This is a genomic window from Kitasatospora sp. NPDC056446, assembly GCF_042796115.1.
GTDB lineage: Bacteria > Actinomycetota > Actinomycetes > Streptomycetales > Streptomycetaceae > Kitasatospora.
Map to the genome: position 1 here is coordinate 1 of NZ_JBHTRF010000134.1, position 11,365 is coordinate 11,365.

An 11,365-nucleotide genomic window follows, 5' to 3' on the forward strand; every position below is an offset into this window, starting at 1 on the left:
TCGTCCGACAACACCAACTCGACCTTTGGTCGACCCGTCCGCGCCATAGGCCCAGTCTATATTTATGAACGAAATTCAAGACTCAGGACACTAGGCTCGGGGCCATGACCAAAGGCGTGATGTTCGATTTCTCCGGCACCCTCTTCCGGGTGGTCTCCACGGCCGAGTGGCTGGCGGCCTACAGCGCCGCCGCCGGCCTCGCCCTGTCCGCCCCCGAGCAGGCCGAACTGGTCGGCCGACTGGAGGAGTTCGGCGCCCTGCCCGGCGGGGTGGCGCCCCGCCGGATCCCCGCCGAGGTCCAGGAGGCCTGGGACACCCGGGACCTGACCCCCGAACTCCACCGCGCCGCGTACACCGCGCTGGCCCGCGCCGCCGAACCGCCCGCCGCCGTCGACGTGGACGCGCTGTACGACACCCACATGGCGCCCGCGAGTTGGCGCCCGTACCCGGACGCCGCCCCCGTGCTGCGCGAGCTGCGCAGGCGGGGCGTCCCGGTCGCCGTGGTGAGCAACATCGGCTGGGACCTGCGCCCGATCTTCCGCACCCACGGGCTGGACGAACTGGTCGACGACTACGTGCTGTCGTACGAGGTCGGCGCCCAGAAGCCCGACCCGGTGATCTTCGAGAACGCCTGCGCCCGGCTCGGACTCGCCCCGGCCGACGTGCTGATGGTCGGTGACGACCGGACCTGCGACGGCGGCGCGACGGCCCTCGGCTGCGCCTTCCACGCGGTCGAGCACCTGCCCGTCGACCGGCGCCCGGACGCGCTGACGCCCCTGCTGGCCGAACTCCCTTCCTGAGTCGGACCCTTACGCCCTTACACCGCTGCGCCCATACGCCCTTACACCCCTGCGCCCTTACACCCCTGCGCCCCAACGCCCCCAGCGTCCCCGCCCGCCGGCAGCCACCGCCACCCGGCGGGCGGGGGATTACCCCACCCCCGACCGTCCCGCTGCCCGGATGGGTCCAAGTCCCCTGCCGCAGCAGACTCTTGGGCATGACGAAGCCCACCCGGACCATCGCCGCGGCGACCGCGACCGCCGCCCTCGCCGTCACCGTCCTGACCGCCCTGCCCGCCACCGCGGCCGAAGCCCCGCAGGGCGGACCGGGGCGCCTCGCCTGGTCCGCCTGCCAGGGCCAGGCGGACCCGCGCCAGCAGTGCGCCGACCTCTCCGTACCGCTGGACTACCGCGACCCGCACGGCGCGCGGATCACCGTCGCGGTCTCCCGGATCGCCACCGCCAAGCCCGGCCTGCGCCACGGCGTCCTGCTGATCGTGCCGGGCGGCCCCGGCGACAACGGCCTGGACCGCCCGTCCGCCGCCGTCAAGCGGCTGCCGCAGTCCGTCCTGGACCGCTTCGACCTGGTCGGCTTCGACCCGCGCGGCGTCGGCCGCTCCACTCCGGTCAGCTGCGGCCTGGACCACGCGGACCTGGCCTGGGTCAAACTCCGCCCCTGGCCCGCCGCGGACGGCTCGACCGACGGAAACGTCACCGGCGGGCACCGCTTCGCCGACGCCTGCGCCCGCAACGGAGGCCCGGTGCTGCGCAGCATCTCCACGGCGAACGAGGCCCGGGACATCGACAGCGTCCGCCGGGCGCTCGGCGAGCGCAAGCTCTCCGCCTGGGGCACCTCGTACGGCACCTACGCGGGGGCCGTCTACGCCACGATGTTCCCCGGGCGGACCGACCGGATCGTGCTGGACAGCAACGACGACCCGGATCCGACGAGGGTCGGCCGGGGCTGGCTGGCCGCCTTCGGCCAGGGCGCCGAGGACCGCTTCCCGGACTTCGCCCGGTGGGCCGCCTCGCCGGACAACCCGGACCGGGTCGCGGACACCCCCGAGGAGGTCCGCCCGCTGTTCCTCGATCTCGCCGCCCGGCTCGACCGCGCGCCGCTGCCCTGGCCGGGCGCCAACCCGGCGCAGCTGGACGGGAACGGGCTGCGGGAGACCATGCTGCAGAGCCTGTACGCGGACGCCAGGTTCCCCGACCTGGCCCGGCTGATGCTGGTCGGCCTCGGCCGCCGCCCGCTGCCCGTGCCGGTGCTGCCGCCCGACGAGGTGATGCAGAACCACATCGCGGCCTCCGCCGGCACCCTCTGCAACGACGTGGCCTGGCCCGCCGACCCGTCGGCGTACACCAAGGACGTCGCCGCCGACCGCGCGGCCCGTCCGCTCACCGCCGGGATGCCGGTGAACGTGATGCCCTGCGCCTTCTGGCCGTACGCCCCCGCCGAGCCGCCGGTGAAGGTGACCGGCCGCGGCCCGGCGAACGTCCTGATGGTGCAGAACCTGCGCGACCCCGCGACCCCGTACAGCGGTGCGCTCAAGCTGCGGGCGGCGTTCGGGGAGCGGGCCCGGATGGTCACGGTGGACTCCGGTGGCCACGACGCCTACCTCGCCAACGGGAACGCCTGCGGTGACGCGGCGGTGACGGACTACCTGGTCACCGGCCGGCGTCCGGCCGGGGACGTGTTCTGCCCGGCCGGGTGACCGGCGGTCGCCGGCCGGAAATCTGGGCGTCCGCTGGGTGGTTGCCGGGAGGACGCTGGGGGTGCCGGCGGCACGCGGGGCCAACAGGCCGTGGACGAACGGCCCTTGGCCCTGCGTGCACGTCCGTTCGACCCTCGTGAATGAGTCGAATCCGTCGCGATTTTGTGACAATCCTTCGCCGACACCCCGCCCGTACGGGGTCCGTACGGCCGTAATGTTCGAACTATGTCACCGAAGAGCCGCATACCTTCCCGGGACCGGGGCGACACCTGGGTGCCGCGCCCGAGCCGACGTGAGACCCCGCTCGGACTCCTGGGCCATGCGGCCACGTTCCTCGGCGCCAGTGTGCTCGGGGGTGTGCTGCTGGCGGGCCTGATCCTCCCGGCGGCCGGCGCGGTGGGACTCGGCGCGAAGAGCGGCGCCGAGGGCTTCCAGAACATCCCCGACGACTTCAAGACCCCGCCGCTCACCCAGGCCACCCAGATATTCGACGCCGGCGGCGGCCTGATCGCCAAGGTCTACGAGCGTGACCGCACCGTTCTGACCGCCGACCAGATGTCCCCGCTGATCCGCCGGGCGCAGGTGGACATCGAGGACGCCCGCTTCTACGAGCACGGCGCCGTCGACCTCAAGGGCATCCTGCGGGCCGTCACCAAGAACGCGGAGAGCGGCGCCACCGTGCAGGGCGCCTCCACCCTCACGCAGCAGTACGTGAAGAACGTCAACGTGGAGAAGGCGGGCGACGACCCGGAGGCGGTGCGCGAGGCCCAGCGCAAGACGCTCGGCCGCAAGATCCAGGAACTCCGGTACGCCATCAAGCTGGAGGAGGACCTGACCAAGGAGCAGATCCTCACCAACTACCTCAACATCACCTTCTACGGCCACCAGGCGTACGGCATCCAGGCCGCCTCGCAGCGCTACTTCAGCAAGGACGCCAAGGACCTCACCCTGCCCGAGGCGGCGATGCTCGCCGGGCTGGTGCAGAACCCGTCCCAGTACGACCCGAAGCTGCACCCGGTGGCGGCCCAGAAGCGCCGCGACACCGTCATCGACAAGATGCTGGAGAACAAGCACATCACGGCCGACCAGGCCAAGGAGGCGAAGGCCGCCCCGCTCGGCCTGAACTACAAGGACCCGCAGAACGGCTGCATCACCGCCAAGGCCGGCATGGGCTTCTTCTGCGACTACGTGCGCCACGTCGTCAAGCAGGACCCGGCGTTCGGCAAGAGCTCGGCCGAGCGCAAGAAGCTGTGGGACACCGGCGGCCTGAACATCTACACCACCCTGGACCCGGACAAGCAGGCCGCCGCCCAGAACGCCGTCTCCACCAAGGTGTACGTCACCGACCCGGTCTCGGCCGCGATGACGATGGTCGAGCCCGGCAGCGGCAAGATCCTGGCGATGGCGCAGACCCGCCCGTACGGCCTGGACAAGGAGAAGAACGAGACCGTCGTCAACTACAACGTGGACGCGGCGATGGGCGGCGGCATCGGCTTCCAACCCGGCTCCAACTTCAAGCCGATCGTGGCCGCCGCCGCCCTGGAGGCCGGTCTGTCGCCGACCCAGCGGTACGACTCCCCGAACCGGATGGACTGGCCGACGATGAAGACCTGCGACGGCACCTGGAAGAACCTCGGCAAGGGCAAGAAGGACGGGACCATCCCCAACGAGAGCACCTCCGAGGTCGGCCCGTACGAGCTCAAGCAGGCCATGGCGCTCTCGGTCAACACCTACTTCGTGCAGATGGAGCAGGAGATCGGCCTCTGCGCGGTCAAGCAGATGGCCAACAAGCTGGGCGTGGGCGGCAAGGCGGACGGCTCGCCGCTCCAGGAGGTGCCCGCGCTCGGCCTCGGCACCCAGGAGGTCAGCCCGCTGACCATGGCCGACGTCTACGCGACCTTCGCCGCCCGGGGCAGCTACTGCGCGCCGATGGCGATCAACCGGATCACCACCGTGGACGGCAAGGACGTGCCGGTGCCGCCGGCCCAGTGCTCCCAGGCGATGTCCGAGGACACCGCCGACGTGATCAACAGCGTGCTGCTCGGCGTGACCGAGAAGGGCGGCACCGCGCGGGACCTCGGCCTCGACGACGGCCGCCAGATCGCGGGCAAGACCGGCACCACCGACGAGAAGAAGTCGGCCTGGTTCACCGGCTACACGGGCAACCTGGCCGGCTCGGTCTGGCTGGGCAGCCCGGGCACCAAGGTGCCGATGCGCAACATCCGGATCGGCGGCAAGTACCAGGCCGAGGTCTTCGGCGCGACCGGCCCCGGGCCGATCTGGCAGAAGGCGATGAGCGACGCGGTCCGGAGCATGCCGGAGCACGAGTTCACCACCGTCTACATCCCGGACCCGCCCAAGCGGGACCCGAACTGCTCCACCGCCGGCGGCTCGTCGAGCCCGGCCACCTGCACCGGCGCCGCCACCACGGGCAGCCCGGGGGGCAACGGGAACCAGGGCCGGCAGCGCGGCGGCAGCCCGACCGGCCGCACCGGCCCGACCACCCAGGCCGGCCCGACGGACCCCGAGGACCAGTAGCGCAGCCCGGCCGGGACCGCGACCGGCCCCGCATGAGTACCCGTACTCATGCGGGGCCGGCCCCGGGCGGCGGACGATGGCGCCATGCCGCACAGCATCCTCGGCGTCCCCGCCGTCTTCTGGCCCTCGACCGGCTACCTGGCCGGCTACCTGGTGATCGCCCTCGCCGCGGCCGCCGAACTGCGCGCCGGAGTGAGCGCCGCCAACGCCGTCCGGCAGTGGACGGCGGTGGTGTGGACGATGCCGGGCTTCCTGCTCGCGATGACCGTCAACCCGTTCCCGGACGGCACGGCGGCCCGCTTCCTCTCCGCCACCGCCCTGGGCGCGGCCGGCAACGCCGCGCTGCTGGCGCTCGCCGCCCACGGCCTGGGGCTGCGGTGACCGGCGGCGGCCGACGTCCCGAGCCGCCGGCCTGAGCCCCGAGCCGACGTCCCGAGCCCCGAACCGCCGGCCCGCGAGCCGGCGCCGCGCTACCGCGCCTCGACCGGCTCGCCGCTGTCCTGGTCGAGGTTGAACACCCGCCGGTAGGAGTCGGTCACCACGGTGATCTGCTCCCGCCCGGTCCAGCTCGCCTCCACCAGCCTGGTGTCGTCCGGCCCCCCGCCGATGTCGGCCAGCGCCCAGCGCCGCGCCCCCCAGCCCTCGCCGGACTCCAGCAGGACCTGCCAGTGCTCGCCCGGCGCCGGCCCGGTGGCGTACGAGCGGTGCACCACCACCAGCGACCGCTCCGCCCCGGCCGGGGCGTCCTCCCGGCTGCGGGTCTCGGCCGCCGAGACCTTGTGCGCGGCCAGCACGCCGAGCACGAACACCACCCCGGCGGTCACGGTGACCGCCCGGGTGGCCGTGCGCAGGGCGGCGGCCCGCAGGTCGCCCAGCCAGGCGGCCGCGATCAGCGCGGCCAGGGCCCCGCCGAGCAGCAGCTCCGGCTGGTTGAGCAGGTCGGCGACCAGCATCCGGCCGCCCGAGCGGCTCTCCCACTGGCCCTCGGTGTACAGCAGCACGGCGGCCAGCCCGCCGGCCGCCAGCAGCCGGACCAGGACGCGCCTGGACCGTGACGTCCGCTTCCTCATCGTCCCCCCGTCCACGGTGTCACAGCCCGGCGAGCAGCTCGCGGCCCTCCGGCCAGTCGCCGAGCCCGGAGTCGGAGTTGAGGTGCCCGTGGGCGCCCGGCTCGACGTAGCGGGCGCCCCAGGCCGCGGCGAAGGCGCGGGCCCGCTCGGGGGAGACCCACGGGTCGTCGGTCGAGGAGACCACCACGGTCGGGAACGGGAACGGCTCCAGCGCCACCGGGCGGAAGCCCACCAGCTCCGGCACCTGCGCGGTGTCGACGTCGGCCGGAGCGACCAGCAGCGCGCCGCGGACGGCGGCGGTCCGCTCGGCCGGGGCGGTGGCCGCCCAGTGGGCCGCGGTGACGCAGCCCAGGCTGTGGGCGACCAGGACGACCGGGCCGCCGGCGGCGGCCGACGCCACCGCCGCGTCCACCCGGGCCACCCAGTCCGCGCGCTCCGGGTGCTCCCAGTCCGCCTGCTCGACCCGGCGGAAGGCCTGCGGGTCGGCGGCCTCCCAGCGGCTCTGCCAGTGCTCGGGACCCGAGTTCTGGTAGCCGGGGAGGACGAGGTAGGTGGTGCGGTCCGGCATGGGCTTCTCCGGGAGGCGGTCGGTGGTGGCCTGCCGCCGTGGGCGGCAGCCGTGAGCAGCAGGAGTCTAGGCCGCGGGCCGGGGGCCTCCGCAGCCGGGCGGCGGCCCGGCGCGCGCGCTCCGCAACCGGCGCGCGCACCTCCGTACGCGCCGCCGTGCGCCCGGTGCGCCCTGTTGCCAACGGTGCGCCGGGTGCGGGAGGTTGGACCGGGCCCGGCCCGGCCGCCACCGTCCGTGGCCCCCAGGGAAACTGAGGACCGATCACGTGGAGGGATGTCGGCGATGACATCGAAGATCCTGCTCGTCACCGGGGACGCCGCCGAGTCGCTGGAGGTGTTCTACCCGTACCAGCGGCTGCGCGAGGAGGGCTACCAGGTCGACATCGCGGCCCCGACCAAGAAGCGCCTGCAGTTCGTGGTGCACGACTTCGTCGAGGGCTACGACACCTACACGGAGAAGCCGGGCTACACCTGGCCCGCCGACATCGCCCTCGCCGACGTCGACCCGGCCGACTACGTGGCCCTGGTCATCCCCGGCGGCCGCGCCCCCGAGTACCTGCGCAACAACCCGGACGTCCTGCGGATCACCCGGCACTTCTTCGCCGGGGACAAGCCCGTCGCCCAGATCTGCCACGGCCCGCTGATCACCGCCGCCGCCGGCGTCCTGGACGGCCGCCGCACCTCCGCCTACCCGGCGCTGGCCCCGGACGTCGAGGCGGCGGGCGCCGAGTTCGTCGACAGCGAGGCCGTGGTGGACGGCGTGGTCGTCTCGGCCCGCGCCTGGCCCGACCACCCGGCCTGGCTGCGCGCCTTCATCGAGGTCCTGCGCACCAAGGCCCCGCTGGCCTGACCCGACCGGCCCCGGCCGCACCCCGAGGACTCTCGGGGTGCGGCGCCGGGGTCCGGTCAGGGGCGCCGGCCCTCCAGAGGCTGACGACCGGGGTCGGACGGCTTGCCATGGTGTCAACAGCCATGGAAGCAGCCGGAGTTGCGGCTCCGGCACCCCTGACCCTGGGAGAACGGCATGACCGCCGACCAGACCGCCCGCACCGGGAAGTCCCGCAGGCCCGCCCTCCGGGCCGCCGTCACGCTCGCCGTGGGCGCCGGACTGCTCGCCACACTCGCACCCGTCGCCGCCGCCCGGCCCGCCGACCGTGCCGCCGACCGTGCCGTCGTCGACCTCGCGGACCCGGCACGCCCCACAAGCCCCACAAGTCCCGCAGGCCACATCGACCGGACGGCCGCCCACGCCGCCCTGGCCGCCCTGACCGACCTCGGCTACTCCACCTCCGCCCTCGCCGCCGTCCGGGAGGACGGCCGCCTGGTCTGGCGCGACGCCACCGGCGTCGCCGACCTCGCCACCAGGGCCCCCGCGGACCCCGAGGGCCGCTTCCGGATCGGCAGCAGCACCAAGACCTTCGTCGCCACCACCCTGCTCCAACTCGTCGGCGAGCACCGGCTGGACCTGGACGATCACCTCGAATCCCTGCTGCCCGGCATCGTCCCGAACAGCACCGGGATCACCGTCCGGCAACTGCTGAACCACACCAGCGGGGTCGCCGACTACACCAAGGACCCGGCCTTCGACTTCTACCAGCCGGGCTGGCTGACCACCGGCCGCTTCACGTCCTACAGCCTCCGGGACCTGGTCGGCATCGCCGACAGGTACCCGCCGACCTTCGCCCCGGGCCAGGACTGGAAGTACTCCAACACCAACTACATCCTGGTCGCGATGATCATCGAGAAGCTCACCGGCCACAGCTGGAGCGACGAGGTCACCCGCCGGATCATCCGCCCGCTCCACCTCACCGGCACCTCGCTGCCCGGGGACCTCCCCTTCATCCCCGGCCCGCACGCCCACGGCTACCTCAAGACGGCCACCGGCCCGGTCGACGTCACCCTGCTCAATCCCTCGATGGCCGGCCCCTCCGGCGGCGCCGTCTCCACCACCGCCGACCTGACCGCCTTCCTCCGCGCCCTGTTCGGCGGCCGCCTGCTGCGCCCGGCCGAACTCGCCGCGATGCAGCAGACCACCACCCACGGCGAGGGCCGGACCTACGGCCTCGGCATCCAGCGCATGGACACCCCGTGCGGCCCGGTCTGGGGCCACGCCGGAGGCATCCCCGGCTACCTGAACACGATGCTGTCCTCCCCGGACGGCAAGCGCCAGTTCGCCGCCAACACCACCATGTACGACGTCCCGGACGAGGCCGCGGGCCGCGCGGCCTGGAACAACGTGGCCTTCACCGCCCTGTGCGGCCCGCAGGCCCCGTAGGCCCGGGTAGGCCCCGGCGGCCCCGTAGGCCCGGGCAGGCCCCGGCGGCCCCGTAGGCCCGGGCAGGCCCGTACCCGGCCTCGCCCGCACCGCGCCGTGGCCCGCCCCCTACGCTGACCGGCGACAGAACCCGCCGGCCGTCACCAGGAGGACGAGACATGGCAGAGCCGCTGATCGCCGCAGTCGGGGGCAAGGTGCCCGCCGTCGACCCGGGCGCCTTCGTCGCGCCGAACGCCGTCGTGGTCGGGGACGTGACCCTCGGCGCCGGCGCGAGCGTCTGGTACGGCGCGGTGCTGCGCGGCGACGCCGAGTCCATCAGCGTCGGCGCGGGCAGCAACATCCAGGACAACTGCACCCTGCACGCCGACCCCGGCTTCCCGCTGGTGGTCGGCGAGCGGATCTCGGTCGGCCACAACGCGGTGCTGCACGGCTGCACCGTCGAGGACGACGTCCTGGTGGGGATGAACGCCACCGTGCTGAACGGCGCCCGGATCGGCACCGGTTCGCTGGTCGCGGCGGGCGCGGTCGTCCCGCAGGGGATGGTCGTGCCGCCCGGCTCGCTGGTCGCGGGCGTCCCGGCCAGGGTCCGCCGCGAGCTGGGCGAGGACGAGCGGGCCGGCATCAAGGCGAACGGCGAGGGCTACCGGCTGCTCGCCGACGCCCACCGGGAGATCGTCAGGGGCTGACCAGGGCGGCGGCGGCCGGCTCCGCGACCGCGGGTGCGGGCCGCCGCCGGTCGGCCGCCCAGGCGAGCACCGCGACCACGGCGCCGACGGCGGCCAGGACCGAGCCCACCAGCGTCGGCGCGGTCCAGCCGAGCCGGGCGTCCAGGGCCAGTCCGCCGAAGTAGGCGCCCTGGGCGTTGGCCAGGTTGAAGGCGCCCTGCACCGTCGCCGAGGCCAGTGTCGGAGCGCTGCGCGCCTTCTGCAGCACCAGGGTCTGCACGGCCGGCACGATCGCGAAGCCGAACAGCCCGATCAGCACCACCGTCACGGCCGCCGACCAGCGGGCGTGCGCGGTCAGCGCGAACAGCGCCAGGGTGGCGGAGAGCAGGACGAAGGCGGCACAGACGGTGGGCCGCAGCGCCCGGTCGGCGGCGAACCCGCCGAGCACGTTGCCGATGGTCATCCCGACCCCGAACAGCGCCAGCACCAGGGTCACCGAGCCGGTCGCGTACCCGGACACCTCGGTGAGCAGCGGCGCGATGTAGCTGTAGCAGGCGAAGAAGCCGCCGCAGCCGAACACCACGGTGGCCAGCGCCAGCCACAGCTGCCCGCTGCGGAAGGCCCGCAGCTCGTGCCGGAGCCCGGACTGGCCGGGGGAGGGCAGGGCGGGCACCAGCCTGGCGATGGCGAGCGTCCCGGCGGCGGCGATCAGCACGACCACCAGCATGGTGGCGCGCCAGCCCAGGTGCTGGCCGAGCAGGGTGGCGGCCGGGACGCCGACGATGTTGGCGACGGTCAGCCCGGAGAACATCACGGCCACCGCCCGGGCCCGCCGGTCCGGCGCGACCAGCTCGGCCGCGGCCACCGCGCCCGCCCCGAAGAACGCGCCGTGCGGCAGCCCGGTGACCAGCCGCGCGGCGGCCAGCGTCCAGAAGTCCGGCGCCAGCGCGCACAGCAGGTTGCCGGTCGCGAACAGTCCGGCCAGGGCCACCAGCACCGCCTTGCGCGGCCGCCCGGCGGCCAGCGCGGTCAGCAGCGGCGCGCCGACCACCACGCCCAGCGCGTACGCCGATATCAGCCAGCCCGCCTGCGGGATGGAGACGTGGAGGCTGTCGGCGACCTGGGGGAGCAGCCCCATGGCGGCGAACTCGGTGGTGCCGATGGCGAACGCGGTGACGGCCAGCGCGAGCAGCGCGAGAGGCAAGGGGGTGACTCCGGGGTGATGCCGACGACCGGGGGAGCGCGCGGCGGACGAATTCGTTCGTCCGGCATCCTAATCCGGCCGGATGACCGCCTCGTGAGGCGTGTGTGACGAAAGGGGGTCGCCTGCGCGGCCTCCGCGCGCGAGACTGGGGGCATGTGCCGCAACATCAAGACGCTGCGACCGCCCGTCACGCCCGACGCCGACGAGGACGACTTCCGGGCCGCCGCACTCCAGTACGTCCGGAAGGTCTCCGGCTTCCGCGCCCCGGCGGCGCACAACCGGGAGGCCTTCGACCGGGCCGTGGAGGCGGTGACGGAGGCCACCGCCCGGCTGCTCGCCGAGCTGGAGGTCCGCGGCTCGCACGCCCGGGCCGCCGAGGCCGCGGGGTAGCGCGTCACGAAGCGTCACGACACGTCACGACGCGTGTCCGGCAGGTTCCGCCGCGGGGGCGCCCGGAGGCTGCCGGGGCGCCCCCCCCCACGGCGCCGGGGCAGGGGATGTAACCCCCCCACCCGTAAGCCCACACCAAACCCCCCCCCCCCCGCCCCCCCC

At 74.1% G+C, this 11,365-nt stretch carries 11 protein-coding genes; 8 read left to right on the forward strand and 3 right to left on the reverse strand.

The annotated features are described in order from the left end of the window. Window positions 1-104: 104 nt before the first annotated feature. The 4 genes from ACFQ6N_RS39330 to ACFQ6N_RS39345 all read left to right on the forward strand — a co-directional run bounded on the left by ACFQ6N_RS39330 (window position 105) and on the right by ACFQ6N_RS39345 (window position 5,413). Window positions 105-800 (forward strand): HAD-IA family hydrolase, encoded by a 696-nt coding sequence (locus ACFQ6N_RS39330; protein WP_380658956.1) that lies wholly within the window; start codon window positions 105-107, stop codon window positions 798-800. Window positions 801-997: 197 nt separating this feature from the next. Beyond that, window positions 998-2,494, forward strand: a complete 1,497-nt coding sequence (locus ACFQ6N_RS39335; protein ID WP_380658957.1) for an alpha/beta hydrolase — start codon at window positions 998-1,000, stop codon at window positions 2,492-2,494. Window positions 2,495-2,719: 225 nt separating this feature from the next. Beyond that, on the forward strand, window positions 2,720-5,032 hold the full coding sequence (locus ACFQ6N_RS39340) for a transglycosylase domain-containing protein (RefSeq protein WP_380658958.1): 2,313 nt from the start codon (window positions 2,720-2,722) through the stop codon (window positions 5,030-5,032). An 84-nt stretch (window positions 5,033-5,116) separates the two neighbouring features. Then, window positions 5,117-5,413, forward strand: coding sequence for a hypothetical protein (locus tag ACFQ6N_RS39345; RefSeq protein ID WP_380658959.1), 297 nt, complete (start codon window positions 5,117-5,119; stop codon window positions 5,411-5,413). An 89-nt stretch (window positions 5,414-5,502) separates the two neighbouring features. On the opposite strand, the gene ACFQ6N_RS39350 is transcribed toward ACFQ6N_RS39345, so the two are convergent. Together ACFQ6N_RS39350 and ACFQ6N_RS39355 are read right to left on the reverse strand one after the other, a co-directional pair. After that, window positions 5,503-6,102: a hypothetical protein gene (locus tag ACFQ6N_RS39350; RefSeq protein ID WP_380658960.1), complete on the reverse strand. Its 600-nt coding sequence runs from the start codon at window positions 6,100-6,102 to the stop codon at window positions 5,503-5,505. Window positions 6,103-6,121: 19 nt separating this feature from the next. Continuing rightward, window positions 6,122-6,670, reverse strand: a complete 549-nt coding sequence (locus ACFQ6N_RS39355) for an RBBP9/YdeN family alpha/beta hydrolase (RefSeq protein WP_380658961.1) — start codon at window positions 6,668-6,670, stop codon at window positions 6,122-6,124. A gap of 282 nt (window positions 6,671-6,952) precedes the next feature. Here ACFQ6N_RS39355 and ACFQ6N_RS39360 point away from each other — a divergent pair, with 282 nt between their 5' ends. From ACFQ6N_RS39360 to ACFQ6N_RS39370, 3 genes are all read left to right on the forward strand, one after another. Continuing rightward, window positions 6,953-7,519 carry a DJ-1/PfpI family protein gene (locus ACFQ6N_RS39360; RefSeq protein WP_380658962.1) on the forward strand — a complete coding sequence of 189 codons (567 nt, stop codon included), beginning with the start codon at window positions 6,953-6,955 and terminating at the stop codon, window positions 7,517-7,519. 174 nt (window positions 7,520-7,693) lie between these two features. Then, window positions 7,694-8,944, forward strand: coding sequence for a serine hydrolase domain-containing protein (locus ACFQ6N_RS39365; protein WP_380658963.1), 1,251 nt, complete (start codon window positions 7,694-7,696; stop codon window positions 8,942-8,944). A 158-nt stretch (window positions 8,945-9,102) separates the two neighbouring features. Continuing rightward, a complete protein-coding gene (locus tag ACFQ6N_RS39370; RefSeq protein WP_380658964.1) occupies window positions 9,103-9,630 on the forward strand; it encodes a gamma carbonic anhydrase family protein in 528 nt (175 codons plus the stop codon). On the opposite strand, the gene ACFQ6N_RS39375 is transcribed toward ACFQ6N_RS39370, so the two are convergent. Then, the gene (locus ACFQ6N_RS39375) at window positions 9,620-10,813 is read right to left on the reverse strand and encodes an MFS transporter (RefSeq protein WP_380658965.1); all 1,194 of its coding nucleotides are present in this window, start codon (window positions 10,811-10,813) and stop codon (window positions 9,620-9,622) included. The genes ACFQ6N_RS39370 and ACFQ6N_RS39375 overlap by 11 nt on opposite strands. Before the next feature lie 153 nt (window positions 10,814-10,966). Here ACFQ6N_RS39375 and ACFQ6N_RS39380 point away from each other — a divergent pair, with 153 nt between their 5' ends. Then, window positions 10,967-11,203, forward strand: coding sequence for a DUF2277 domain-containing protein (locus ACFQ6N_RS39380; RefSeq protein ID WP_380658966.1), 237 nt, complete (start codon window positions 10,967-10,969; stop codon window positions 11,201-11,203). The last annotated feature ends 162 nt before the right edge of the window (window positions 11,204-11,365 follow it).